This is a genomic window from Brevibacillus brevis, from assembly GCF_022026395.1.
Taxonomy (GTDB): Bacteria; Bacillota; Bacilli; order Brevibacillales; family Brevibacillaceae; genus Brevibacillus.
This window is the reverse complement of record NZ_CP041767.1, coordinates 4,410,014-4,434,684: the sequence shown is the minus strand read 5'-3', so window position 1 is coordinate 4,434,684 and position 24,671 is coordinate 4,410,014. Positions and strand designations below refer to the sequence as shown.

General features: G+C 48.3%; 25 protein-coding genes. 14 read left to right on the top strand and 11 right to left on the bottom strand.

The window, feature by feature from the left end:
• Nucleotides 1-5: 5 nt before the first annotated feature.
• Nucleotides 6-887 (bottom strand): LysR family transcriptional regulator, encoded by an 882-nt coding sequence (locus FO446_RS21065; RefSeq protein WP_173610875.1) that lies wholly within the window; start codon nucleotides 885-887, stop codon nucleotides 6-8.
• A 125-nt stretch (nucleotides 888-1,012) separates the two neighbouring features.
• Here FO446_RS21065 and FO446_RS21060 point away from each other — a divergent pair, with 125 nt between their 5' ends.
• The gene (locus tag FO446_RS21060; protein ID WP_232774824.1) at nucleotides 1,013-1,795 is read left to right on the top strand and encodes a SagB/ThcOx family dehydrogenase; all 783 of its coding nucleotides are present in this window, start codon (nucleotides 1,013-1,015) and stop codon (nucleotides 1,793-1,795) included.
• Nucleotides 1,796-1,840: 45 nt separating this feature from the next.
• Here FO446_RS21060 and FO446_RS21055 read toward each other — a convergent pair whose 3' ends face one another.
• Entirely contained in the window at nucleotides 1,841-2,557 is a 717-nt protein-coding gene (locus FO446_RS21055) for a GDSL-type esterase/lipase family protein (RefSeq protein WP_237898973.1), read from the bottom strand.
• A gap of 156 nt (nucleotides 2,558-2,713) precedes the next feature.
• Here FO446_RS21055 and FO446_RS21050 point away from each other — a divergent pair, with 156 nt between their 5' ends.
• Nucleotides 2,714-3,265 carry a nitroreductase family protein gene (locus tag FO446_RS21050; protein ID WP_173610878.1) on the top strand — a complete coding sequence of 184 codons (552 nt, stop codon included), beginning with the start codon at nucleotides 2,714-2,716 and terminating at the stop codon, nucleotides 3,263-3,265.
• Nucleotides 3,266-3,306: 41 nt separating this feature from the next.
• Here the strand turns inward: FO446_RS21050 and FO446_RS21045 are convergent, their stop codons facing one another.
• The gene (locus FO446_RS21045; RefSeq protein ID WP_232774821.1) at nucleotides 3,307-3,789 is read right to left on the bottom strand and encodes a DinB family protein; all 483 of its coding nucleotides are present in this window, start codon (nucleotides 3,787-3,789) and stop codon (nucleotides 3,307-3,309) included.
• Between the two features lie 144 nt (nucleotides 3,790-3,933).
• On the opposite strand from FO446_RS21045, the gene FO446_RS21040 reads away from it, so the two are divergent.
• Nucleotides 3,934-4,857, top strand: a complete 924-nt coding sequence (locus FO446_RS21040) for a LysR family transcriptional regulator (RefSeq protein ID WP_232774819.1) — start codon at nucleotides 3,934-3,936, stop codon at nucleotides 4,855-4,857.
• Between the two features lie 169 nt (nucleotides 4,858-5,026).
• On the top strand, nucleotides 5,027-5,797 hold the full coding sequence (locus FO446_RS21035) for an ANT(4')-I family aminoglycoside nucleotidyltransferase (protein ID WP_221868095.1): 771 nt from the start codon (nucleotides 5,027-5,029) through the stop codon (nucleotides 5,795-5,797).
• Between the two features lie 88 nt (nucleotides 5,798-5,885).
• Here FO446_RS21035 and FO446_RS21030 read toward each other — a convergent pair whose 3' ends face one another.
• The 5 genes from FO446_RS21030 to FO446_RS21010 all read right to left on the bottom strand — a co-directional run bounded on the left by FO446_RS21030 (nucleotide 5,886) and on the right by FO446_RS21010 (nucleotide 10,065).
• Nucleotides 5,886-6,260, bottom strand: coding sequence for a YybH family protein (locus tag FO446_RS21030; protein WP_056489635.1), 375 nt, complete (start codon nucleotides 6,258-6,260; stop codon nucleotides 5,886-5,888).
• Nucleotides 6,261-6,793: 533 nt separating this feature from the next.
• On the bottom strand, nucleotides 6,794-7,528 hold the full coding sequence (locus FO446_RS21025; protein ID WP_173610883.1) for an amino acid ABC transporter ATP-binding protein: 735 nt from the start codon (nucleotides 7,526-7,528) through the stop codon (nucleotides 6,794-6,796).
• Between the two features lie 17 nt (nucleotides 7,529-7,545).
• The gene (locus tag FO446_RS21020; protein ID WP_056489631.1) at nucleotides 7,546-8,241 is read right to left on the bottom strand and encodes an amino acid ABC transporter permease; all 696 of its coding nucleotides are present in this window, start codon (nucleotides 8,239-8,241) and stop codon (nucleotides 7,546-7,548) included.
• Nucleotides 8,228-9,061: an amino acid ABC transporter substrate-binding protein gene (locus FO446_RS21015; protein WP_173610884.1), complete on the bottom strand. Its 834-nt coding sequence runs from the start codon at nucleotides 9,059-9,061 to the stop codon at nucleotides 8,228-8,230. Before FO446_RS21015 ends, FO446_RS21020 begins: the two co-directional genes overlap by 14 nt.
• A gap of 176 nt (nucleotides 9,062-9,237) precedes the next feature.
• Complete coding sequence (locus FO446_RS21010) at nucleotides 9,238-10,065, bottom strand: amino acid ABC transporter substrate-binding protein (RefSeq protein WP_221868096.1); 828 nt, start codon at nucleotides 10,063-10,065, stop codon at nucleotides 9,238-9,240.
• 816 nt (nucleotides 10,066-10,881) lie between these two features.
• Between FO446_RS21010 and FO446_RS21005 the strand changes: the two genes are divergently transcribed.
• The 4 genes from FO446_RS21005 (at nucleotide 10,882) to abc-f (ending at nucleotide 15,512) form a co-directional block, all read left to right on the top strand.
• Nucleotides 10,882-11,283 (top strand): hypothetical protein, encoded by a 402-nt coding sequence (locus tag FO446_RS21005; RefSeq protein ID WP_047071713.1) that lies wholly within the window; start codon nucleotides 10,882-10,884, stop codon nucleotides 11,281-11,283.
• A 13-nt stretch (nucleotides 11,284-11,296) separates the two neighbouring features.
• Nucleotides 11,297-12,235 (top strand): AEC family transporter, encoded by a 939-nt coding sequence (locus FO446_RS21000; protein ID WP_173610886.1) that lies wholly within the window; start codon nucleotides 11,297-11,299, stop codon nucleotides 12,233-12,235.
• Between the two features lie 99 nt (nucleotides 12,236-12,334).
• Nucleotides 12,335-13,132 carry a stalk domain-containing protein gene (locus FO446_RS20995; RefSeq protein ID WP_232773788.1) on the top strand — a complete coding sequence of 266 codons (798 nt, stop codon included), beginning with the start codon at nucleotides 12,335-12,337 and terminating at the stop codon, nucleotides 13,130-13,132.
• Between the two features lie 454 nt (nucleotides 13,133-13,586).
• Nucleotides 13,587-15,512, top strand: coding sequence for a ribosomal protection-like ABC-F family protein (gene abc-f, locus FO446_RS20990; RefSeq protein ID WP_237898969.1), 1,926 nt, complete (start codon nucleotides 13,587-13,589; stop codon nucleotides 15,510-15,512).
• A 63-nt stretch (nucleotides 15,513-15,575) separates the two neighbouring features.
• Here abc-f and FO446_RS20985 read toward each other — a convergent pair whose 3' ends face one another.
• On the bottom strand, nucleotides 15,576-16,913 hold the full coding sequence (locus FO446_RS20985) for an MFS transporter (RefSeq protein ID WP_312027536.1): 1,338 nt from the start codon (nucleotides 16,911-16,913) through the stop codon (nucleotides 15,576-15,578).
• A gap of 22 nt (nucleotides 16,914-16,935) precedes the next feature.
• Between FO446_RS20985 and FO446_RS20980 the strand changes: the two genes are divergently transcribed.
• The 3 genes from FO446_RS20980 (at nucleotide 16,936) to FO446_RS20970 (ending at nucleotide 18,313) form a co-directional block, all read left to right on the top strand.
• A complete protein-coding gene (locus tag FO446_RS20980; protein WP_232773789.1) occupies nucleotides 16,936-17,334 on the top strand; it encodes a hypothetical protein in 399 nt (132 codons plus the stop codon).
• The gene (locus FO446_RS20975; protein ID WP_015892550.1) at nucleotides 17,331-17,537 is read left to right on the top strand and encodes a YqgQ family protein; all 207 of its coding nucleotides are present in this window, start codon (nucleotides 17,331-17,333) and stop codon (nucleotides 17,535-17,537) included. The genes FO446_RS20980 and FO446_RS20975 overlap by 4 nt, the downstream gene beginning before the upstream one ends.
• A 188-nt stretch (nucleotides 17,538-17,725) precedes the next feature.
• On the top strand, nucleotides 17,726-18,313 hold the full coding sequence (locus FO446_RS20970; RefSeq protein WP_173610890.1) for a DedA family protein: 588 nt from the start codon (nucleotides 17,726-17,728) through the stop codon (nucleotides 18,311-18,313).
• 253 nt (nucleotides 18,314-18,566) lie between these two features.
• On the opposite strand, the gene FO446_RS20965 is transcribed toward FO446_RS20970, so the two are convergent.
• Together FO446_RS20965 and FO446_RS20960 are read right to left on the bottom strand one after the other, a co-directional pair.
• Nucleotides 18,567-19,028: an NUDIX hydrolase gene (locus tag FO446_RS20965; protein WP_173610891.1), complete on the bottom strand. Its 462-nt coding sequence runs from the start codon at nucleotides 19,026-19,028 to the stop codon at nucleotides 18,567-18,569.
• A gap of 16 nt (nucleotides 19,029-19,044) precedes the next feature.
• On the bottom strand, nucleotides 19,045-19,200 hold the full coding sequence (locus tag FO446_RS20960; protein ID WP_229088116.1) for a hypothetical protein: 156 nt from the start codon (nucleotides 19,198-19,200) through the stop codon (nucleotides 19,045-19,047).
• Nucleotides 19,201-19,329: 129 nt separating this feature from the next.
• Between FO446_RS20960 and tkt the strand changes: the two genes are divergently transcribed.
• From tkt to FO446_RS20945, 3 genes are all read left to right on the top strand, one after another.
• Nucleotides 19,330-21,336 (top strand): transketolase, encoded by a 2,007-nt coding sequence (gene tkt / locus FO446_RS20955; protein WP_221868100.1) that lies wholly within the window; start codon nucleotides 19,330-19,332, stop codon nucleotides 21,334-21,336.
• A 170-nt stretch (nucleotides 21,337-21,506) separates the two neighbouring features.
• Complete coding sequence (locus FO446_RS20950) at nucleotides 21,507-24,023, top strand: transglycosylase domain-containing protein (RefSeq protein WP_232773790.1); 2,517 nt, start codon at nucleotides 21,507-21,509, stop codon at nucleotides 24,021-24,023.
• Nucleotides 24,024-24,124: 101 nt separating this feature from the next.
• Complete coding sequence (locus FO446_RS20945; RefSeq protein WP_173610895.1) at nucleotides 24,125-24,475, top strand: hypothetical protein; 351 nt, start codon at nucleotides 24,125-24,127, stop codon at nucleotides 24,473-24,475.
• The last annotated feature ends 196 nt before the right edge of the window (nucleotides 24,476-24,671 follow it).

Genomic DNA, 24,671 nt, shown 5'->3' with positions numbered 1-24,671 from the left:
TGTGACTACTTGCTTGTTGGCGTGAAATCCATGCCTTTTACATATTGCTGGCTGTGAACGGCGAATTCTGCCGTGAGTGGGGAGATCGACTGCCAGTTGCGCACCGCGAGCACCACTTCCCTTGTAATCGGCGGCGACAGAGGAATCGCGACGACTTTGGGGATGACAGGTGGCATGTACAGCTCAGGCATGATGGTGACGCCAATATACTCCTGCACCATGGTCAAAATCGTATACACCTCACGCACTTCAAATGTAACCGTTGGAGTGATGTGATTCTCTTGCAGCATTTTTCGGATGCAGCCATCCTTTGGCATGATAAAACAACGCTCTGCAATTTCGGAAAAACGAAGGGTCTGACTGTCCTTCAACGGATGGGTATCTGGTAAAATGACCATCATTTCGTCTTGCAGGAGCGGCAACGTTTGCATTTCCTTATCAGGCATAACGGTAAAAGCAATGTCGACAACCGAGCTGTGCAGCCAGTTGCTAATTTCATCACTGTCGCCTTCCAAAAGCAGGATGTCCACAGCCGGAAACCGCTTGCGAAAGCTGCCCAAAAGTCCGGGCAAAAAGCGGGAGGCGACGCTGGGGATCGAGGCAATACGCAAGGTGCCGGATGAAATCCCACGGGCCACGTTTGCTTCCTCCGTCATGCAGGATGTGATGTTTAAAATGTCGCGAGCGTGCGAAAGCATCCGTTCTCCGATGCTCGTCGGAGTGATCCCGCTGCGACTACGCTGAAAAAGACTGACGCCTAGCTCTTTTTCCAGGGACTGAATCATCTGCGAGACGGCGGATTGCGTAAAGCCGATTTCTTCTGCTGCCCGCGTGAAGCTACCAGCTTTTGCTGCGGTGACAAACACTTGCAGTTGGGTAAGCGTCATGTCTCCACGTTCCTTTTCATTAGTTTTATCTTATGAAAGATATTATAAATCATTGTTTTACTAATGGAAAAGAGCTTCGTATAGTAAAAGACATCACCACCAAGAACATACGAGGAGGAACATAGATGCATCCCGAATGGCAGCGAATTGCAAATGAATTTATCGAGGCGACCTCTTACCGGGTAGGCGAGCTGGAAAAAGGCTGGGCCTCTCGTTACGATTTTTCCAAAAGACCGGCGACGTATTTGCGCTATGAAGAGGTATTTGCCCGCATAGAATTGGGCAAGCCGCAGTTTCCGGCGTCCGTCGATTTGTGGGAGGTTCTCGCCAATCGAAGATCCAAGCGTAATTTCTTGAAGCAGCCTATGACGCTTAACGAATTGAATCTCTTGCTGTGGGGTACACAGGGTATCACAGATGATATGGGAGACTATCAATTACGCACGACGCCGTCTGCCGGGGCCCTGTATCCGATTGAGACGTACCTGATGATCAACAACGTGGAGGGACTCGAGAAGGGCCTGTATCACCTGGATGTACAGAATTGGTGCTTGGAAGAACTGAAGAAAGAAGACACGTCCGAGATTGCCTATCTGTTCACGGAAGAACAAGAAGTGACGAGACGGGCTGCTGTCAATTTCGTTTGGACAGCAATGGTGGATCGCACGAAAGACAAATACAAAGAACGTGCGTACCGCTATATTTGGTGGGATTCCGGGCACGTGTCGCAAAATCTGCATTTGGTAGCAAACGGATTGGGGCTTGGGGTAACGACGATTGGTCACTGGATGGATCATGACATGAACGAATATTTAGGCATTGACGGCACGTCCCATCTGACTGTTTTGATGGCATCAGTGGGCAAAATCGCAGGTGGGCATTGGCTGACGGACCGACGACCGGAATAAGCAGTAAAAAAGGATGGGCATAAAAAGCCGCATCCTTTTTTTTATTTATGATGGTGTGCCAATTGAGATGTCATGTGCAGAAAGTGTATCGCGCAAAACGGTCGCCATGAGCTGGTAGCCGAGGACATGCGGATGAAGCCCGTCGTCAGCCAATTCCTTGAGCAGTGTGATGCCATCTGCGTCCGTCATGCGGGAGTGATAATCGACATAGAGACAGTTTGTTTGGTTAGCAATCACTTGAAAACGTTCATTGATAGTGATGACGAGCTCATTTCGTTCACGGTTGCGTGCGTATCGGTCCATGCATGTAGGCAAAAGGGAACAAAGAATGGGCTGAATGCCTTGCTCGAGAGCCGCATGCACCATTGCTTCTACATCACTGGTCACCTGCTGGCAAATCTCTTGGGGTGTCAGTCGGTCGGAAGGCAAGAATGTATCCAGTGCCCACGTATTGTTAATCCCGATCATGATCACCACATAACGTGGCTTTAATTGAAGGACATCCGCGGCAAAACGTCTGCGTGCTTGTTCGGTTGTGTCACCGCCGATTCCACGATTGACGATCGTCTGATCTGGCCGGCCAAAAAAGGTAGCGAGATCCCACCAATGCGTGATGGAATCGCCGAAAAAAACAAAATCGACGGGCTGCTGGTGGAAAAGTAACGCTTCATTATGAAAGTCAAATTCGTTGCGTCGCCTGTCTGCTGGCGCATCGATACTGAAAAATCCGGGCTTTATGAGAGCTGGGCGCTGTCTGTCCAAGCTACATCCCTCCTCGTCCAAAAGTTTACCATATCCTTGAAAGCGTGGTGTGCAGTTTCGTTTACTTCTTACTTGATTTTGACGAGTGTACACGATAACATATGTTCTGAATAAGACTGATAACCATTATCAAAGTGCAAAGTCTAAAAGAAGAGGGTGACCGTTGTGTCCATTGCCAAAATCATTCGAGAGCGCCGCTCTATTAAAAAAGACTATAAACCAGATACTGTGTCCGAAGAACTTGTTCTGGAGCTGTTGAATGACGCCGTATACGCGCCGAACCATGGTATTCGTGAGCCGTGGAGATTTTTGTTTGTATCTTCAGAGAAAAAAGAAGCGTTTGTGGAGAAGCTGATCACCTGCTATCCTCCAGAAGCCCATCAGGCGCGCAGAGACATGTACAACCAGCCGGCAGCCTATTTGGTCGTGATCATGAAAGAAGATCCGCGCCAAAAACAATGGGAAGAAGATTTCAGTGCGACGGCTGCTCTCATTCAAAACTTCCAGTTGCTCGCATGGGAGCGTGGATTAGGCGTCGTCTGGAAAACAAACGCGCACAACTGGGACCCGAAGGCACACGCTATCTTGGGTGTTGCGCCAGGAGAGAAAATCGTTGGTTTCCTGCACCTTGGCTTTTTTGATCAGGAAAATGTACCAGCAGCACGCACGCGCACACCTGCCGAAGAAAAGTTCACTCGGTTCGAATAAACGAAAAAACGAGACCTTCGAATGGTCTCGTTTTTTTGCAACTACTTTGCTGTTGCTTCCTGCGCTATGACTTTTACCATGCTGGAAATGATCCCTAGATGGATGGATTCGTGCATGACGGCAAAGTTAAAGACTTCGCCTACCGTCGCAAACTGGAAGGGACCCATAGTAATGGGGGCAGGCAAAGCTGCTTCTAGCTCGCCAGGGGTGACGGAGGCCAGCAGATCTAGCTGTACGGATAGGTAGTGAATCAGCTCATCTTTCGAGGGTGGTGCAGTCGTCCAGTCAGCAGGCTTCGTTCCGGTCTGAAAAAGAGTCGCGTAAGAAGCGGGCAGGTCAGATTGGTAAGGCAAGCCGATGGACAGGAAATGTTGAAAACAAAAGACGATATGCCCGATATTCCAGCGAAGTGTATTTGAAAAAGCGGGGGATTGAACATCCAATAGCTCCTCAGGAATCAATGGAATCTGTTGCAGGCCAATTTGACGAACGGATGTGGCTGTAGCGATCATGCTTTGAGACATGAGACAAACCTCCCTATCATTTTCCTATGATTGACAGCGCTCTTACCGTCAACTAAAGTGTACGTCGTAGGGGAAAACGGAACAATCATGCTTTTCCGATTAGAATGATTAGTAAAAATGATAATGGACGCAAGAGGTGAAGCAATGGAGCTCAGGCAATTGGAGTATTTTATGGCAATATGTGAGGAAATGCATTTTTCCCGGGCCTCAGAAAAGCTGTGTACCTCGCAGTCCAATCTCAGCCAGCAAATCAAGTTTTTAGAGAGTGAGCTGGGTGTCCCGCTGTTTGACCGTTTAGGCAAGCGAATCACACTGACAGAAGCAGGAAAGGTATTGCTGGAACAGAGTCGGCATGTTTTTTCCCATATCGATTACGCACGCGAAGCGATTGCTGCCATGAAAAACAACGAAGGGGGCACGCTTACGATCGGTGTCTTGCCTGGCGATGCCGATTTATTGTTTGATGCTCTTCTTGTAGAATTCCACCGCTTGTATCCGAAAACATCTTTATCCGTCATAGAGTCTACAAGAATCGTGGAGCAAATCACATCCGGCGAGATTGATTTGGGCGTGACTGTGTTACCTGAGCCGGATGAGAGAATCACTGTCATTCCGCTATTTCATGAAGAGTTCGCGCTTGCCGTTCATCGCGCACATCCACTCGCCAAGGAAAAGGCAATTAAGTTTGGTCAGCTTCAAGATGTGAAAATGGTAATGTTTCCGCCGGATCATCAAGCAAGACAGCTCATCAATCGCTATTGCATACAGGAAGGCTTTCGTTTGCAGCCTCATATCGAAACAACTACACTCCAGTCTCAATTGAGTCTTGTAAAAAAGGGGATCGGGGGCTGTATCCTGCCTAGCTTACTGCTGCAAAACGTAAACGACGACGAGATTGCGATCATCAATCTCTTGCATCCGACACCCAGCCAAGACATCTGTCTGGTTTATCGCAAGGACAAATATATGGGGTTCGCGGCTCGTACCTTCATCGATACGCTACAAGCGTATATTCAATCGGCCATCGACAACGCCCAGGCTTCCGCCATCAATAATAATCACTCGTAAGATTTTCCTTTCCTTGGTAAAATAAATGCATATCATGACGAACAGTACGATCTGGTCGATGGGAGGAAGTTCACATGCATCCAAAAAAAGTCCCCCGTTAATCCCGAGGTCCTCCATTCATGTATTTGTGTCAGCTCACCTCACATTATTTCAAGGGAGATGTACGTAAATGAACATGAATGGACCTGTAAAAATTTCTCGAAGTGAACGATTTCAAACCTGCCAAGAAATTGCTGCGAGATTGCATGAAGTGTACAAAGAAAAGGTTCTGGCCATTGGGGTGTATGGTTCCATCTCTCGCGGGACAGACGGCCCTTATTCGGATATCGAGATGTTTTGTGTACTAGAAGAAACAGGGGAAGAAATAGAATTTAGCTACGAATGGTCAGCGGGACCTTGGAAGGCGGAAGTGAATGTGTGCAGTGCAGATGTTTTGCTGAACACTGCTGCTACTGTCGAGGATGATTGGCCGCTGACACATGGCCCATTCTTTTCTCCGCTCAGTCTGTACGATCCGAAGGGCTTTTTTGAAACGCTCAAAAAAGCAGCAGAATCACCGTCGCAGGAAGCGTTCACAGAGAATATCAACGGTATTCTCGTAGGGGAAATGTATGAGTTTATTGGCAAGCTGCGAAACGTAAATCTAAACGGCCCCCACACCTATCTGCCCTATTTGGCTATGGAGTTTGCCCAATACGGTGCGATGTTGATCGGGCTGCATAACCGACAGCTATACTCAACAGGGGCCAAGGTTTTGCCAGAAGCGCTGGAATTGCCGCATCGTCCGGCTGGATTCGATCAGGTAGCCAGCTTGGTAATGACGGGGGATTTGACTGATCCAGCAAAAATCGTTACCGCTTGCGAAGCATTCTGGGATGGTCTCCAAGAGTGGGCTGCACAGCATCAGTATGTGATTCATTCAGAACGAATTCCTTTTTAATGGATAAAAAAAGAAATGAGACCCCTACCAAAAGGGGTCTCGACTTACCAAGAAAGCCTTTCTTCCTAGCGAGGCTTTTATTTTTTTCTTACTCAACTTTGCCGCTCAAATGCTCATGAATGAGCTTCCATTCATCTGTCTCTGTTTTCGTAAAAATATTCGTGGCTCTACCACTTCCCTTGACGAATTCCCCGTTGTAATAGCCTTGATATTGATACGTATATACACAGCTAGCGGATCTTTGATCGACAGCAATCCACTGGACATCCGTAGCTGCATAGACTTCATCCTTGATCAGATGCCATGCATTTTCAAAGTAAGCGCGGATCTCACTCATGGATGTACACGTCTTGTCAGAAAACCAGTAAATGGCATTCGGATGAAGCACTTTTTCTACATTGGCAAAGTCATGTGTATTGGTAGCGTCAATATATTGCGCTAACGCCCGTTTATATTCTTCCATGAAGTAATTCCCTCTCTCCGCTAAAAAATGGTCTATTTATCCATATTTTATAGGTTTGCGGCAAAGAAAAAAAGCCCGCCCGATGTAGAAGGGGGCTATTCGGGCGGAAATGGAGGACGTAATGTCCATCGTAGGGTCTGACACATTCATGATAGATGTCTGATGTTAAGGAAGAGTAGAGAGAACATGAAGCATTTGTTAATTTTAGGTTTTGTATAAAGGCCGAGGGGCAGGCACCCGTTTTTTTTCTTTTTGATCGCTGGGATAGACAGGCATCCATACAGGAGAGATGCGGTTTTCATAAGCTGAATGGAGTACTGATCCTTGTCAGCTGATCGGTGCTTCCATCTGATCTCAATGAGAGGAGAGGAAGATTATGGGTTGCAATCGCGGTGGCTTCTTTTTTGGTGGCGGGTTCATTTGGATTCTCATTATTATTTTTCTAGTGATTTGTTTCATTGATGATTAAGGCAATCGTACAAAGAAAAGACTCTGTGCTCTTAATACGAGAGACAGAGTCTTTTTTCTGGTCACTACTTCAAATGCTGCAAGAACTGACGTGTGCGTTCCTCACGCGGCTTTGCAAACAAATGGGAAGGTGTATCTCGCTCCACGATGACGCCTTGGTCCATGAAAATAACTTCGTCGGCCACTTCCCGGGCGAACCCCATCTCGTGCGTGACAACGATCATTGTCATTCCTTCCTGGGCAAGCTCCTTCATCACCTTCAACACTTCGCCAACGAGCTCCGGGTCGAGAGCGGAGGTAGGCTCGTCAAATAGCATGACTTGCGGGTCCATCGCCAATGCCCGCGCAATCCCTACGCGCTGCTGCTGTCCGCCAGACAACTGTGCCGGAAAATGGTCCAGCTTGTCGCCGAGACCGACCTTTTTCAGGAGAGCAACGGCTTTCGTGCGTGCTTTTTCTTTGTCTTCCTTTTTGACAGTGACAGGCCCCTCCATGACATTTTCAACGGCTGTCATGTGAGGGAACAGATTGTAGTTTTGGAACACCATCCCTGTCTGCTTACGCAGCTTCGGAATACTTGTTCTCTCTACTTTTTTGGAAAAGTCCAGCTTGACGTCGCCAATTTGGACGCTGCCGCTGGTCGGAACCTCAAGTGCATTCAGGCAGCGAAGCAAGGTTGTCTTCCCGGAGCCAGAAGGACCGATGATAACGACTACCTTTCCTTTTTCCACCGAGAGGGAAATTCCTTTGAGCACATGTAAGGTGTTGAATTGTTTATGCACATCCGTGATCGTAATCATTCGTTTTCACCTGCTTTTTAGACATAACGGTCCAGCTTGTTTTCGATGCGATCCTGGATAATGGAGAGTACGAAACAAATCACCCAGTAGATAAGGGCCGCTTCCACATAGACGAGCAGCGGCTCATATGTCGCAGCAACGACTTCCTGGGCTTTGCGAAACATCTCCGGAACCAGAACGACCGAAGCCAGCGAAGTATCCTTGACCAAACTAATAAACGAATTGGACAAAGGAGGAATGGAGACGCGAGCTGCCTGAGGGAGCACGACTCTGCGCAGTGCTTGCCAGTAGGTCATCCCCAGGGAGTAGGCTGCTTCCCATTGTCCTTTGTGTATGGACAAGATCGCGGCACGTACTACCTCGGAGGAGTAGGCACCTACGCTGAGAGAGAAGCCGATGATTGCCGATGGTATCGGATCGATCATCAAGCCGATGCTCGGCAATCCGTAAAAAATGATGAACAATTGGACCAATAAAGGGGTACCGCGAATGATCGATACATAAAAGCGGGCGATGGCAATCAGCGGCTTTATGCCGGATAGACGTGCAAGCGCAGTGAGAACCGCTAAGATTAGACCAATGAAAAAGGCAGCGATGGCGATTGTTAAAGAATAGAGCAAGGCTCCTTTCAACAGGGGAAGAAAGGAGCTTTGCGCGATATCGATCCATCGGTTCAGGCGTTCTGGGTTTTCAAAGAAGCTACTTAGAGACATCTGCACCAAACCATTTCTCTGATATTTTTGCAAGGGTACCATCTTTCGTCATGTCATCCAGTGCTTTGTTGAATGCATCAACCAGCTCTGCGCTGTCCTTGCGGAAGAGGAAACCGTTTTTCGCTACGTTCGGATCTTTTGCGATAATTTTGATAGGAACATCAGGCTTTTGCTTCATGAAGTCCAACAGGGAAATCCCATCGTTGATCGTAATGTCTACACGCTTGGAAACAAGCAGGTCAATCGCTTGGTTAAAGCCTTCCACACCGACGATTTCCGCTCCGTTTTTCTTCGCGATATCGGTGAGGTTGCTCGTCAATGTTTGCGCTGCTTTCAAACCTTTAATATCCTCAAAGCCTTTTACGGTCGTGTTGTCTTTATGGGTGACAAGGACCGCTGTGGATACAGTATATGGATTGGAGAAATCGTATTTTTCCTGACGATCAGGGCGAATGCCTACCTGATTCGCTACGACATCAAAGCGCTTGGAGTCAAGTCCAGCGAACATCGCATCCCATTGTGTTTCTTGAAACACAGGCTCAACACCGATGCGCTTCGCTACCTCTGTCACGACCTCCACATCATAGCCCGTCAGCTTGCCAGACTGATCGTGGAACGTAAACGGCGCGTATGTGCCCTCGGTTCCGATCAGAATTTTACCGTCGGCTTTTACTTTTTCCAACAAGTTTTGTTCTTTTTTCTCTTCTGTTGGGGCAGGAGCGGCACTATTTTGCGGTGGCTGTCCCGTTGAAGACGACCCGCAACCTGCCAATGCGACTAACAGAGTGGAAGCGAGAAGGGAAAATAATAGTTTTTTCATAAATTAACCCCCACTAAACCGATGTGAATTTGAATAGGAACATACTAAAAGGGACAGACAATTTTGTCAACGCCTAAGAATTTATTTAAATTCTTAGGCGCATGAAAACGTACCATATAAACGCGGTCGCTCCCTCTTGAGTTCTCCTCGATAATGGTTTTCTTCAGGTTTAAGAATTACTTCGTGATATCCTCGCCGAACCATTTGACGGAAATTTTGGAAAGGGTGCCGTCCTGTTGCATCTCATCGAGCACTTTGTTAATCGCATCAATCAATTCCGTGCTACCTTTGCGGAACATGAAAGCGGTTGGTTGGCCTTCTGCATTTTTCGCCACGACTTTGATTGGCGTATCGGGCTTTTGTTTCAGGAAATCAAGCACTGACAAATTATCGTTGAGCACGACGTCCACGCGTTTTTGTGCGATCAGGTCAATCGCCTGATTGAAGTTGTCTACACCGACGATTTCTGCCCCATTGGCACGTGCAAGGTCAGCGTAATTGCTCGTCATGGATTGTCCGGCTTTTAATCCTTTGATATCCTTGAAGTCTTTTACGGTGTTATTGTCCTTGTGAGTCACCAAAACCGCACGGGAAGTCGTATATGGCTTGGAGAAATCGTACTTTTCCTGACGATCAGGACGGATTCCTACCTGATTGGCAATGACGTCAAAGCGCTTGGAGTCGAGACCAGCAAACATGGCATCCCACTGGGTCTCCTGAAATACAGGCTCTACACCGAGTCGCTTGGCAACTTCCGTGACAACCTCCACATCGTAACCGGTCAATTTGCCCGACTGATCATGGTACGTAAACGGAGAGTATGTACCTTCCGTACCAACGACGAGTTTTTTCTCGGCTTTCACTTTTTCTAGCAAGTTTTGCGAAGCTGCTTGATCAGCAGGCGGAGTCGTATTATTCGGCTGAGAAGGAGAACCGGAAGTGCTACAGCCAACCATTCCCAGTAGCAGGCAAGAAAGTAAAGTAGACAGAATGACTTTTTTCATGTTGTAATCCCCTTTATGTTAATCGGATTTCATGGATTCATAGTAGTGGTCGTTCATGCCTTTGTCAATGATTAAATTGTTAAATCCCATTTGATTACTATGAATTGAAAAGGATAAGCTTCTATGTAGCTGCGGTGAAGAGAAGAATATTTCCAGTCTAGGCTCCAGGCTCCGTCCTGCTGGGGGCTGAGACTGTACGCTCCGAAGGGATTTGCGGGGAAACGCAAAAGTGGTAGCCGCTTCGTCGCTCGGGCACGTTGCGTTTCTTTTGCCCGCAAATCCCTTCTCCGCTCGGTAGGACTCCACAAGTCGCTACGTCTGGAAATATTCTTCTCTAACGTAACAGATGTGATTCTTCATTACTTTTTAGGATTTAAAAATTCGGGAACACATGGAAAGCTCGCAGAGGAAACAGGAGAAAACAGCGAAGATCTTTGGTACACCGACCGAGACGGAATGCAAAAAGCGAAACACGCCTTTAAGCGTCCACCTCTGAAATACATCCTGAAAGGACCACTTTGGACGCGGTTTCGCTTTTTGCATGGAGGCGGGCAGTGAATCCCCCAGCGGGTGGGACAAGAATCTGAGCGTTTTCTCCTGTTTCCTCCCCACCACTACAGAACGTTTACACTTTTTATCCCTTTTAAGATTCTCCATTCATGCAGTAGCTATGTGCTTGAGACGAAAACTTGGCGCATAAGTAGTGGTTGAGGTTCCTCGTCAAGAAGCGTACAATTAGTACGAATTGAAAGGCCTACAAGCAATGACGTGCTTGTTCTTCATAGGAGAGCGCACCGACAAAAGGAGTCAATCAACATGTTAAACGACTGGCGTATGTATACAGATGGAAGTGGAATGGAGCAAAAGCATGTAGCTTGGCATGAAGTGCTGAAGGAAATCGCTCAGTTGGATGGAGTAACGCGGACGTTGGTTCACGCAGCGTATGGCGACCATGTGGATTTGGTCGTCGCAGGCGGGAATAACGGCAAAGTATTGGTGCAATGGAAAGAACACGAGCCGGCGGAGCAGCACTTTGTACTTGCGGCAGACAAGCAATCGGCGGTGATGTCCACGCTCGTCATCGAGGGTAGTGAGGTTGCCTTTCCCCTTTCCTGGTGTGTTCCGCTTGAGCAGGTTGTTCCTTTATGCGGGGATTTGCTGCGAACATGTGAAAAAGGGGAGCCGAGCGAACTCGAATGGCTTCCGGTAGAAATGTAGGCAGGAGGGCAGCATGGAACTACAAACGTTGCAGCAGTCCATCCTCATCATGGCCGTCATCATTGGGATCGGTAGCTTAATCGGCTACCGGCAACCCTTGACTGCGGACTCCCGCCAACTCGTCATCACGATTATTGTAAACGTTGCCATGCCGTGCATTATTTTAGACGGGATCTTTCAGACAACCATTGATCAACATATGTTAACCCAAATTTTTGCAATATTCTTCATTTCCATTATCCTGAACTGCTTGGGCATTTTTATCGGCTGGTTAGGTGCGCGTGCACTACCGCTTCCTGTGAAAAAACGTCGGGAGATCGCGCTTTTGTCCGGCTTGGGGAATACTGGATTCATCGGTTTGCCGCTTTGTGCGGCATTGTTTGGGCCAAAAGGGGCGCTCTTGGCGGCTATTTTCGACGCAGGGGTGGATGTTGTGCTATGGACAGTGGGTGTGATGATGCTCCAGGAAAAAGGAAGCTTTTCCTTGAAAGGGCTCAAAACACTCATCAACATTCCGATGATCGCGATTGTATTCGGACTCGGTTCTGCCATCATCGGGTTTGTGCCGCCTGAGCCTGTGAAGCAGCTGTTTGGAACGCTGTCCAAGCTCGCCTCTCCGCTAGCCATGATGTATATTGGTATGCTCTTGCCCATGTTTTTGCGCAACAAACCGCAAGTATCCCTGAAGCTTTTGAGCATGCCACTTACGTTTAAACTAGTTGTTTTTCCGCTGATGACGGCATTTCTTTTGTCCGTTTTTCAAATCGACAGCGATATTGTCAGCGTTTCCCTCGTGCAAGTAGCAATGCCCACCCTGACATTAGCCTCGATCTTGTTCGGGCGCTATGCGGCGGATGAGGAGATGGGTGCCATGACGACGGTTTGTTCTACCTTGCTGGCGCTCTTGTCCATCCCGGTTGTTCTGGTCATGGGAAATTGGCTTTTGCATTAATCTCTCGCCAATCTCAGTCATAGTGAAACGAATCAGAGGTAACCTATGTCTAACAAGTAAAGAATGACGAAAATGATGATCAGGGATGGAGGAACATCAATGAAAGGCAAATCGATTTTGGCTGTTGCCCTCACACTGCAAGTGTTGGCGGCTTATCCTGTGCAGGCGGCAGTGTCTAGCACACCACAAATAACGACAGCTCCGATACTGGTAAACGGAGAGCAAGCTCCCTTGGTAAAAGCACCGCTTCTCGTCCAGCAGCGTACGTATGTCTCCGCAGAGGATGCGAGCAGGATTTTGGAAGGTTCTTGGAAACAGGATGCAACGAATGGGGAAATGAAGCTGGCGAAAGGTACGCTGACGTTCCACCTCGTTACAGGAAAAGTAGCGTTGAATGGCAAGTGGCTACTAGATGGGCAGGGCGCAATCGTGCGTGACAAGCAAGTGTATTTGCCGCTGAGATGGATGGCAGAGCAGGCCGGACATCAAATCACGTGGAATGCCGAGAAAAAGGCGGTGGAAATTGTGATGGCTGGGGAAGAGAGTGCTTTTACGCTTGTCGATGCGGATAAACTGACAGAACAGGAACGTACGTTTATTGACTCGGTAAAAGAACAGCAAGGTATTCACAAGCAAGGGGATCTGTATGTCATCGCTCGCGGCCCATCACCGAATCCCGGTTACGGACTGCAAGTAACCAAAGTCGAGCAGAGCTTGGAGCAGGTTTTTGTGTATGTCAAACAAACGCTCCCTGATCCGGGTAGAATGTACCCGCAAGTGATTTCCTATCCGTATTTGGCGGCAAAAGTAAAGCTGCCACCTTACACGACGATTTCCTTTCTGGATGCAGAGACGAAGAAGCCGCTGTTTGCCACAGAGGGCAACGGAAGTCGATAAGAAAATCGGGTAAAGAAGTACAGGGTCTGCTAGCGATAAGCACGTAGCAGGCCCTCTTGTTTTTGGGTGATTCCTGATGTAAGATATGGTTGTGATTTCCTATCCCTTGAGAAATGGAGGTGTGTGTACGTGTTCGGAACTCTGCAAGCATGGTTTGTGGTAGAAACTTCCAGTATGACGCATGATTTTGCATTCAACGGGACCAGTCTGTCCTTTTTTGCGCATACAACTGAACGGAGTTTCCATAGGCGTACCATGCATCGATCAGGGGCGGTTTGTTCTTGACTATAATGGGTAACTGACGTAAGGTCAGTCCCTTTCACGATGCCGCAGGTAATGGCCTGCGGCTTTTTTGCGTCCACTCGCACGTGCGGTGTGGTCTCAAAATTGTGCCGGGGCCACCAGGAAATCCATTATTTTGAACCGTTACCAACATTTCTAGGAGGAAACAATCATGATTATTGTCGCGACACAGCAATTGCAAAAATCGTACGGAGCAGATCCGGTATTACAAGATATCACATTGGAAATCAAAACAGGAGAACGCGTCGGGATCGTCGGACCGAATGGAGCAGGCAAAACCACGTTGTTCAAGCTGTTGGCAGGTATCGAAAGCCCCGATTCTGGTGAGCTTTTTCGGGCAAAAGGAACGATATGGGCGTACCTGCCGCAAACGCCGCAGTATCCGGCTGAGTGGACGGGGGCGGATGTTGTAGCCAGCGCTTTTGCGGATGTCATCAAGCTCCAGGAGCAGATGCGTGAGCTCGAGCAGCAGATGGGATTGCTTTACGAAAATGAACAAGAGCTAAACCGCCTCATGCTGCGCTATCAAAAGCTGCAAGATGAATTTGAACAACTGGATGGCTATCAGTGGGAGACGAAAATGACCCAGGTGACACAAGGCTTGGGAGTTAGTTCAGAACTGTTAGCGACACCTTTTGCCCAACTCAGCGGTGGGGAAAAGACGAAGGCTGGCCTTGCCAAACTACTTTGTCAACAAAGCGATGTTCTGCTCTTGGATGAGCCGACGAACCACTTGGATGTGGAGTCGATGGAATGGCTAGAGGAGTTTTTGAAAAATTATCAGGGCACGATCCTGATCATCTCTCATGACCGTTATTTTTTGGATGCTGTCGTCACGTCTGTCTATCATGTGGACGGAGGAGAAGCCGAATTCTATATCGGCAATTACAGCGCATTCGCCACGGAGCGTGAAGAGCGCTTGCTGCGCCAGTTTGCCGCTTATCAGGAACAGCAGAAGCAAATCAAAAAAATGAAAGAGACGATCAAACGGCTCAAGGAGTGGGGGAATCGTTCCAATCCGCCAAATGAGGCTTTTCACCGAAGGGCAAAAAGCATGGAAAAAGCACTGGCACGGATTGAGCGTATCGAGCGACCGAAAATGGAAGCGGATCGCATGGGCTTGCAGTTTATGAAAACCGACCGAAGCGGACAGGATGTGCTGAAAGCGACGGGGGTACAGAAAACATTTGGCGGAAAACAATTGTTTGCGGACGCCAGCTTTTTATTGCGTTACGGGGAGCGAAAAGCGCTGCTTGGACCAAATGGCTGCGGGAAATCTACGCTGATTCGCATGCTGCTGGGAGAGGTTGAGCCAGACGCAGGTACGCTCAAAATTGGCAGCAGCGTTAAAGTAGGCTACTTGTCCCAGCAAGCTTTGGAAGGGGACCAAAACCAGCGGTTGATTGACGTTTTCCGTGAGGTAGCCAGAGTGACGGAGCCGGAAGCGCGACATTTGCTGGCACGGTTTATGTTTTACGGCGAACAAGTTTTCAAGCGGATCGGGCAGTTGAGCGGCGGAGAGCGGATGCGACTGCGCTTGGCCCAAATGATGCATCAGGAAATCAACCTGCTCATTCTGGACGAACCAACCAACCATCTGGATATTGAAGCGCGAGAAACATTGGAGGAAGCGTTGGCAGATTTTCACGGGTCGTTGTTCATCATCTCGCATGATCGCTATTTCCTGCAAAAGATGGTAGATGGTGTGTTTTGGGTAGAAAATAAGCGGCTGGTTCACCATGTGGGTTCCTATGAGGAAGCAAGGGAAAAGCAAAAACAGCGGATCGCTGCTCGTGCGGGTAAGCCGGAGGAAATAGAGCGAAAGCAGCCAGCAGTCAAGCAAGTCCAAGAGACCGCCGCGACGAATGCGACAGTCAAACGTCCGAATCCATACAAGCTGGCAGAGCTTGAACAAAAAATAACATCATTAGAAGGAAGAAAAGGCGAACTGACGGCCTTGCTCCAAAGTGAAGGGGCCGATTACGAGCAATTAGTGGCTTGGCAACAAGCGATCGATCAGGTGCAGCAGGAGATAGAGGTAACCTTTTCGGCGTGGATGGAGCTACAGGAGCAGTAGACGGCAATAAAAAGAGCACCTTCAGCAAAGTGTTGATGCTGACGGTGCTTCCTTTTGGTTGGCTTACGATTGTGCTTGTGTGCTTGGTTCTGGCAGGCGACGATAGCCGCTGACGAACCAGAGGAGGAGCAATACCATCAAGACTCCTCCAAGGAAGAACGGACCGCTGTGGGAGACTTGGTATACCGCTCCACCAGCTAATGGACCCAAGATGCGTCCAAGACTGTCCATCGAGCTGATTGCCCCACTCGTCACGCCTTGGCCTTGCATCGTTCGCTGGGTGATCATTGCTGTGGCTGTCGCTCTGATCATTCCTTGTCCTGCTCCGAATAAGGAGAGGATCAACGCCAGCACCCAAAAGTTACCCGACAGCGGAATGGCAAAAAATCCAATGCCGTAAAGAATCATCCCGATGACGAGGACACTTGCTTCCCCTAGCTGCTTGACCATTCTCCCGATGAGTCCGCCTTGTACCGCGGCAGCGATCAAGCCCATGACGAGAAACATATAACCGAGGTCTTTGGAGGTAAAACCGTACAAATCACTTATGTACAGGGCAAAAGTCGTTTCCAGACCCGAAAAAGCAAAGGAGACGGTGAACAAAATACCGTACAGCAAGGACATGGAACCAAACAAAGAGACAAGCGGATTTTGCCGTTGTTCTTTTTGCAGATTTGCCCGTTTTTCTTTTGGCAAGCTCTCTGGCAAGGCAAAAAGGATCAGGAAAAACGTAAGCAACGCCACGATACCCGATGCGTAGAAGGGAACGGCAAAGCCGAATTCACTGAGCAGTCCACCAATGACCGGACCAAAGACAAAGCTAAGACCAATTCCGGCGCCAATGATCCCCATTCCTTTTGCCCGTTCTTCTGAAGGGAAGAGATCCGCTACCATAGCGGTTACGGTTGGCAATGCGGCAGCCGAGACGATTCCACCCAAAATGCGATACAGAAGCATTTCTGTATAACTGTCAGCGAGTCCAAACAGGATAAAGGTGATGGAAAAGCCGAACAGCCCGAATGATATGAGAGGTTTTCGCCCGACTCTGTCAGAAAGTGCTCCCCAAATCGGTGCAAACACCAGTTGCATAATATTGTAGCTGGCAAAAAGGACACCGATTTGAAACGAAGTCGCACCCAACTTTTCCGCGAAAAAGGGAAGAATGGGGATGATGATGCCAAAACCGAGCATGATGAAAAAAGCAATAAAGAACAAGAGGGCAAGGTGCTTCTTATTCACTACGTCTACCTCTTTTCGCACAAAAATCTGTTCAAGCGGATTGTTTGCTTTTTCCACCTTACGTGAAGGAAAAGGTGAAGTCAAGCTAGCAGCGTGGGCAGTTATACCAAGACGTGCTATAATAGAAAAGAAATAAGAATGGCTACCTATTTTGTCAAGTATATATCCATGAGGTGTTTGTTACATGTCTACTGCGATGCTTTACTACCTGGCCTGGCATGAAGATGATTGGCTGGATGAAGTGCTCGATCGTTTTCCTGAGATCAATGCCATTGTGCCTTCGGTCAAAACGTTTGAGTTGCTGGCTAAACAAAGAGAGTCCGGAGAAGTTGAGCGAGCGGTCCTCGTTCTGAATGCGGCTGTCGAACAGGAGAGATGCAAGGAGTTTTTACGCTTGTGTCAAGAACATCCACTGTTGTCCGCGGCTCCGTTGTATATCGTCGGATTGAAACCGGAAGAGGAGGAGGCGTGGCAAGAAGCGTATCCACACGCGAAGATCATCGTCATTACCGGCTTTGCTGTCGAGTTTGATTACGATGCCGTCCTCGCAAGGATGGAAATCGATCTGGAGGGAGCTCATTGAAAATAAACCCGAATGAATTCGATTTGAAGGCGTTTCTGCACCGTTTCGGATTGGTTATTTATACAGGTGATCCTGAAGGGGATTTGCTGTTGATAGAAGATGAAATTCGGGAGCTATATGAGCTGAATGTCATTGACAAGGAAGAGTTCATTGAAGCCATGTCAGCGTTGCGCAGCAAGCGTAAGGCAGAGGGAAGAGAATAAGAGTAAGAACGTGTTTGCCATGCCGTGTGTATGCGGTAGTTGGTGAACACGTTTTTTTGTTTGGGAATCTCGAATTCTATTTTGTAAGAAATTCTTCAGAAACACTTTTCCTTTTCTTAAGGATTTCTGTCTTCTTTTGAAAGGTTTACCCGTTAGGATAGAGTGCAGAGAGAAAGGAGGCGGCGCAGGTGGAGTTTACAGGGTATTACGAGCTATTCGGGAAGATGGTTACAGGCACGCTGGGAAAATTTATTCCTGATGAGATTACGGTCATGTCCATGGGGGCGCAGATTGCCAATACAGGAGCGGACTTTTTTATAGCATTTGCGGTCATATACCCCGTTTTTTTCATCGTTTCTTGCGTGTGGTACTTGCTGGGAGCGAAGGCATTTGGCTGGATGACCCGGAAGCTGGGCTTGCGTGCTGATTTACTGTCGGCATTGCGCGGGTCAATGGGCTGGCTACTTGCTTTTGGTATCTTTCTTCCGATTATTCGTCATATCGTGCCGATCCTCGCCGGTGCCAGCCGAATGCCGTTTCGGCAGTTCCTTCTATTCTTTTTGCCGAGCAGTATGGTTTGGACCTTGCATTACTTTGTGGCAGGCTACTGGTTTTCCGATCAACTGGAAATATTGGTTGCGGGTGTTTATCAATATAGCAAAATTACGTTGACGATCGTTTGTTTCGCGGGGTTTTCGTTCCTCATGATTCGCCAGTTGCAGCGTCTGGGTGGAATGAAAGAACCTCGAACGAATAAGCAACCACCTGTTTCATGATCAATACGAATTCCTAGAGTGCGGCGCCTACTATCCACGAGCTTTTCGGATGGCAGGCGCCTTTTTTATGCGGATTTATTTACCAAATGTCGTTGTGTCATAGATTCCCATTTCACCTGAGCAGGTGGAAGCAGTAGGTCTGGCTAATCAGGGGGAAAAGGTCCTCTTCTGAGATTCGGTAAGCGAAGGGTAACGTAAAAAAAGCAACCAACTGCCAAAGCGAGCACAAGGCTTTTGGCGGATTGGTTGCTTTTTATGACTTCTTCTGCTCGAAAGCAGGCTCCCAGCCAAAGCTGTCAAACCACTGCTTTCGTCTAAAGTTCGAGAGAGCTTGCCTCACATAAGGAATGACGTTCGAGGGTAATTTATCCATGTTCACCCATACGAGCTCATCGCATTTATTCGGCTCGGCATTGATAATTTCTCCGCGCCATTCAGTAGCAGCGACAAAAAAATCGATGCGTTCATCAACGGAGCGACGATGCATGACGCCTACCATCTCCAAGCTCGCTGGATCGATGTCAATTCCGCATTCTTCTTTGGCTTCGCGGATCGCGGCTGTCTTCACTTCTTCATTCCCATCGAGATGTCCGGCGGGAACGCTGTAATTGCCGTCTTCGTAGCCGGTATTGTAGCGGCGTAATAACAAAACTTGCGCATCTTTTACCAGGAAAAGGTGAACGGCTACCTGCATCGCGAAGCGCTCTTTCTGCATGCGAATTCTCCTCTATTTAATGATATTCTTCCGGGCGATGATTTTCGGCAGCCTGTCTTCGGCGTTCCAGTCTGTTTTTTTTCAAAATAGGAGAGCTGGTCATCGCCAAGAGCAGCATGCCAATTCCAGCAACACCTAAAATGATCCCGATAGTAAGATAAAGCCAATTCATTGAAAAAGACCTCCTTAATTCATGCAAAGCGAACATGATTATGAATGGGAACTATGCTATAATGGCACAGTGTGTTTTTACCTGATTCTCGGTAGTAATTTCTAGAAAACGCAGGGAGGATTTTGCGAGATGACTCAGCATACGTCTGTTGATCAGTTATCCATTAATACCATCCGCACGCTGGCGATTGATGCCATCGAGAAGGCGAATTCCGGTCACCCGGGAATGCCGATGGGTGCAGCCCCAATGGCACATGTACTGTGGAGCCGCTTTATGAAAGTAAATCCGAGCAATCCAAAATGGATTGACCGTGACCGTTTTGTCCTCTCGGCAGGACATGGCTCTATGCTATTATACTCGATGTTGCATCTGATGAAATACGATGTTTCACTGGAAGACCTACATAACTTCCGGCAATGGGGTAGCAAAACGCCTGGTCACCCTGAGTTTGGGCACACGGCGGGTGTTGACGCGACAACGGGTCCTTTGGGACAAGGGATCGCGATGGCTGTCGGTATGGCGATGGCTGAAAAGCACATGGCAGCTGTTTACAACCGTGACAATTTTGACATCGTTGACCATTACACATACGTAATCTGCGGCGACGGTGACCTGATGGAGGGTGTATCCAGCGAGGCTTCTTCCCTGGCTGCTCACCTGAAACTGGGCAAAATGATCGTGCTCTACGATTCGAACGATATCTCTCTGGATGGCGAGCTTTCCCGTTCTTTCTCTGAAAACGTAGCGGGTCGCTACCAAGCGTATGGTTGGCAATATATTCGCGTAGAAGACGGCAATGATCTGGCTGCTATTGACGCGGCTATCGCAGAAGCGAAAAAAGATTTGGATCGTCCTACCTTGATCGAAGTAAAAACCGTCATTGGATACGGAAGCCCGAACAAAGGCGGCTCCAGTTCTTCCCACGGGGCTCCGCTTGGAAAAGATGAAGTGAAGCTGACAAAAGCAAACTACGAGTGGCACCATGAAAGTGAGTTCCACGTACCACAAGAAGTGGCGGATTTCTATGCAGGCTTGGCTGATGCGGGAGAAAAAGCAGAAGCGGCTTGGCGCGACCTGTTTGCTGCTTACGCAAAAGCGTATCCAGAGCTGGCGCTGCAATTTACGACTGCACAGGAAGGTCATCTGCCAACTGGTTGGGACAACCATATGCCGACGTATGAAGCTGGCGCGAAGCTGGCGACACGCGTTGCTTCCGGTAATGCGATCAATGCATTGGCAAACAGCGTTCCGTTCTTCCTAGGTGGCTCTGCTGACTTGGCACATTCCAACAACACGGTGATTAAAGAAGCGGGCAACTTCCTGCCAGGCTCTTACGATGGCCGCAACATTTGGTTTGGTGTTCGCGAATTCGCGATGGGTGCAGCCCTCAATGGTATGGCTCTCCACGGTGGTGTTAAAGTATACGGCGGTACGTTCTTCGTATTCTCCGACTATGTGCGTCCGGCGATTCGCCTCTCTGCACTGATGAAGCAGCCAGTTGTCTACGTATTTACACATGACTCGATCGCTGTTGGTGAAGACGGACCGACACATGAGCCGATTGAACAGCTCGCTTCCTTGCGTGCAATGCCAGGCTTGACCATTCTTCGCCCGTCTGATGCAGTGGAGACGAACGAGGCTTGGAAATACGCTGTATCCCGTACAGATGAGCCAGTCGTCCTGGTACTGACTCGTCAAAACCTGCCAGTTCTGCCTGAAACCATTGAGAAAGCGGCAGAAGGCGTGAGCAAAGGTGCGTATGTTCTCGCAGACGCTCCAAGCGGCAATCCGCAGCTCATCCTGTTGGCAACTGGTTCTGAGGTATCACTCGTGATGCAAGCGCGTGAGCAATTGCTCGCGAAAGGTATTGAAACACGCGTTGTTTCCATGCCGAGCTGGAACCTGTTCGAGCGTCAGCCGAAAGAGTATCGCGACGCTGTGATTCCGCCAACTGTAAAAGCACGCGTGGCGGTAGAAATGGGCTCTCCAATGGGCTGGGAGCGTTATGCTGGCGATAACGGTACGGTCATCGCAATCGATCAGTTTGGCGCATCTGCACCAGGTGAGCGTATTATGAAGGAATACGGCTTCACGGTAGAAAATGTTGTAGCTGAAGCAGAAAAACTGCTGAAATAAATCGTAAACCTTTAGGAAAAAGCCTATCTTCTGTTTCAGGAGATAGGCTTTTCCAGTGACAAACGGAATTTTGTATGGAATGATAGACTACGACCCAAAACAGAAACTTTTTTGAAATGGGACCGTCTATATAAGATGTGGGGGAGAGAGAGAAGACCAGGAGGTAAAAAATGGCAGCAAAGGCCAAGAAGACAGTCAAGAAGAAAAAGAACAACTTGCTGATGATTGCCGTATCGTTTGCAATTTTCCTTATCCTTAGTGTGATTGGGGGCTACTTTGCTCTGTTGTATGCGGGAGACCGGATGATTGAGCAAAACGTGCAAAAGCTACAGGACTTAAAAGCAGAACCAACTGTCATTTACGACAAAAACGGGAAAGAGATGACGAGCCTGATTCGTCAGAAGAACCGTGTATACAAACCGATTAACGAAATGCCAAAGACTCTGATCGATGCCTTCCTCGCCGTAGAGGATAAGCGCTTTTATGAACACAAAGGCGTGGATATGGTTCGGATCGGTGGCGCCATTGTTAATGACATTAAAAAAGGATCGTTAGCTGAAGGGGGAAGTACCATTACCCAACAGCTGGCAAGAAACGTCTTTCTCACCCTAGACCAAACATTCTGGCGCAAAACAAAAGAAATGAGTATCGCGATTGGCTTGGAGCGTAAGTATTCCAAGGATCAAATTTTAGAGATGTACTTGAACCGCGTTTATTTGGGCGAAGGGGAATTTGGGGTAGAGGACGCTGCCCAGTATTACTTCGGTAAGTCCGCGAGCGATGTTACCGTTGCAGAAGCAGCGATGCTGGCGGCCATTCCAAAAGCACCGACCACTTATTCACCTTTTAACAATCCGGAAAAAGCAAAACTGCGTCGAGACACCGTTATTCGTCTGATGTATGAGCAAGGAATCATTACCAATGAACAAAAAGACGCAGCTCAAGCAGAGGCGTTGCCGAAAGAACCGCATGAAGTGGCGGGTGCGAGCTTGAAAAAAGGCTATCGCGCGTTTTTTGACCATATGATTCGAGAATCTGAAGCTGAGTTCGGAGTAACGGAAGAAGAACTGTACCGCGGAGGCTGGGACATTTACACGACCTTCGATCCGAAAGTACAGGATGCCATGGTAGAGGAATATGCGAATGCCAAAAACTTCCCGAAAGACGGCGCCAAGCGCGGTGTAGAATCATCGATGATTGTCATCGACGCGAAAACGGGCGGAATTGCCGGGATGATGGGCGGACGCAACTATGCGCCAAAAGGCTTTAACTATGCGACAGACATGAAGCGTCAACCGGGCTCCAGCTTTAAGCCGATTGCCGTGTTCGCTCCAGCAGTAAATAAAGATATCAACAAATGGAACGCGAATTCGCAGCTGAGCAATAAAAGGCAGAGCTTCAATGGCTATGAGCCGCGCAACTACAATAACCGCTACAGTGAAACAATGAGCATGAGCCGGGCAATGATCGACTCTGCAAACATCCCGCCTGTATGGTTGCTAAATGAAATCGGTGTAAAGGAAAGCTTGGAGTACCTCAAGAAGGTCGGCATTGAGCTGACACCGAATGACCGGAACCTGGCGATTGCCCTCGGGGGATTGGATGCAGGTATATCTCCGATGCAAATGGCTCAGGCCTATACACCTTTTGTAAATGGAGGGGTAGTGTCCGAAGCGCACGCCATTTCCAAGGTCGAGAACAAGACTGAGGGTGTCGTCCGTGAATACCAGCCAAAACAATCGGAGGCACTGAAGCCGGAAGCAGCTTGGGAGATTCACACCATGCTGGAGAAAGCGGTACAGGAAGGGACAGGGAAGGCAGCGCGTATCTCTGGCCGCCATGTTGCAGGGAAAACAGGAACGACACAATCGATAGCAGGCGATAGCAAAGCAAACAAGGATGCTTGGTTTGTAGGCTATACACCGGAATACGTCGGTGCAGTCTGGATGGGCTTTGATCCAGAGGATAAACAGCATTTGATGCACCAAGGTAGTAGCATGACGGCGCAAATGTTCTCCAAAGTGTTGGCAACAGCCTTAAAAGGGGTGCCGTCATCAGACTTCGTTCGACCAGAAGGCGTCGTACAACATAAACAAGAGGAAGTTGAACCGGAAATTCAATTGGCTGCTGACATGACATTGGATACCAGTACCAATAAATTGATGGTCGTGCTTAGCTGGATCGGTGGAGCTGACGGCAGTACGTACGATTTGTACCGCATTAGCGAAAACGGCGAAAAACAACTCATCTCTGCGGGTACGAAGGAAACCTCGTTCCTGGATGTGTTGGACAGTCCCAAACAATATCGTTATCAAGTCGTTCCGAGAAATGCGCAAGGTGAGGAAGGGACGCCATCAAAAGAAGTCCCAATCGATTCCAAGAAGCTGGAGAATCTGATTAATCAAGATCCAGGTCATAACGAGGAAGGCACCAATCAGGGACAAAATCCGGATGGTACGGGAAATGGCAACGGTGAAATTCCACCTGACCAAGGTACCGGAGAGACTGGTGAGCATACAAATAATGAAGGCAGTAGCCAACCGCCAAATCAGGGAACAGGTGAGGTTCCACCGGACATCATGAATCCAGTTCCTGGTCAGACAAATGGTTCTTCCAATGAAATTCAATTACCGCCACCTCCACAAGAGGAGGGGCAGAACCAGTTCCCGGATGCTTCAAACGGCTAAAGATTAGCCCAGCAGGAACGATTCAAAACCGATTCGACTATTTGCACAACTTCTTTCGCGTGGTACAATACCATTAAATCGGGAGACAGGGGGGACAGTCCATGTCTGGCTACGCACAAAGGGATCTACCCACATTTTTCAAAGAACAGTTACGCCAAACCAAGTTGAATTTTGAGCGAGCACTTGACTGTAAACACACCGATTTCGATGATCTTTACCCATACATGAACGAACAGCCACAGTTCTTCTGGTACAAACGTTATGTGGCTTGGTCAGAACTGTTGACCGTCGTACGTCTAGCTGAACAATTGGGTATTGAGTGGACAGAGGATTTCAGTGAGCAGCAGGTAGAATTCATTCAAGGCAAGGTTCTGCAAGGAAAAGTGCTCGATTATTGGAACCCAGAAGAAGAACAAGAAGAGTCGATGAGGGAATTGGAAGAAGAAAAATAAATGTGACTGTAAAAACATGGCGCGTTCCCATTTGCGGGAACGCGCTTTTTTGCGTGCGCTAAGCTAGGCTCACTTAGGAAAGTAACAGTGTCTAATGCAACATACATGTTTATGTAGTTATGTAAAAAAATGTATACACATTCACTCTTCTCTTCTGTTATATGTATTGGCACCATAATTGCAATTTTAACAGCGT

Coding starts and splice junctions, on each gene's coding strand:
- FO446_RS21030 (WP_056489635.1), bottom strand. CDS start 6,260: ATGGAAGAATATAAACGGGCGTTAGCGCAATATATTGACGCTACCAAT.
- FO446_RS21000 (WP_173610886.1), top strand. CDS start 11,297: ATGGAACTACAAACGTTGCAGCAGTCCATCCTCATCATGGCCGTCATC.
- FO446_RS21065 (WP_173610875.1), bottom strand. CDS start 887: ATGACGCTTACCCAACTGCAAGTGTTTGTCACCGCAGCAAAAGCTGGT.
- FO446_RS21040 (WP_232774819.1), top strand. CDS start 3,934: ATGGAGCTCAGGCAATTGGAGTATTTTATGGCAATATGTGAGGAAATG.
- tkt (WP_221868100.1), top strand. CDS start 19,330: ATGACTCAGCATACGTCTGTTGATCAGTTATCCATTAATACCATCCGC.
- FO446_RS21020 (WP_056489631.1), bottom strand. CDS start 8,241: ATGTCTCTAAGTAGCTTCTTTGAAAACCCAGAACGCCTGAACCGATGG.
- FO446_RS20950 (WP_232773790.1), top strand. CDS start 21,507: ATGGCAGCAAAGGCCAAGAAGACAGTCAAGAAGAAAAAGAACAACTTG.
- FO446_RS20960 (WP_229088116.1), bottom strand. CDS start 19,200: ATGAATTGGCTTTATCTTACTATCGGGATCATTTTAGGTGTTGCTGGA.
- FO446_RS20980 (WP_232773789.1), top strand. CDS start 16,936: ATGTCTACTGCGATGCTTTACTACCTGGCCTGGCATGAAGATGATTGG.
- FO446_RS21005 (WP_047071713.1), top strand. CDS start 10,882: ATGTTAAACGACTGGCGTATGTATACAGATGGAAGTGGAATGGAGCAA.
- FO446_RS21035 (WP_221868095.1), top strand. CDS start 5,027: ATGAACATGAATGGACCTGTAAAAATTTCTCGAAGTGAACGATTTCAA.
- FO446_RS21025 (WP_173610883.1), bottom strand. CDS start 7,528: ATGATTACGATCACGGATGTGCATAAACAATTCAACACCTTACATGTG.
- FO446_RS20965 (WP_173610891.1), bottom strand. CDS start 19,028: ATGCAGAAAGAGCGCTTCGCGATGCAGGTAGCCGTTCACCTTTTCCTG.
- FO446_RS21010 (WP_221868096.1), bottom strand. CDS start 10,065: ATGAAAAAAGTCATTCTGTCTACTTTACTTTCTTGCCTGCTACTGGGA.
- abc-f (WP_237898969.1), top strand. CDS start 13,587: ATGATTATTGTCGCGACACAGCAATTGCAAAAATCGTACGGAGCAGAT.
- FO446_RS20945 (WP_173610895.1), top strand. CDS start 24,125: ATGTCTGGCTACGCACAAAGGGATCTACCCACATTTTTCAAAGAACAG.
- FO446_RS21015 (WP_173610884.1), bottom strand. CDS start 9,061: ATGAAAAAACTATTATTTTCCCTTCTCGCTTCCACTCTGTTAGTCGCA.
- FO446_RS21060 (WP_232774824.1), top strand. CDS start 1,013: ATGCATCCCGAATGGCAGCGAATTGCAAATGAATTTATCGAGGCGACC.
- FO446_RS21045 (WP_232774821.1), bottom strand. CDS start 3,789: ATGTCTCAAAGCATGATCGCTACAGCCACATCCGTTCGTCAAATTGGC.
- FO446_RS20995 (WP_232773788.1), top strand. CDS start 12,335: ATGAAAGGCAAATCGATTTTGGCTGTTGCCCTCACACTGCAAGTGTTG.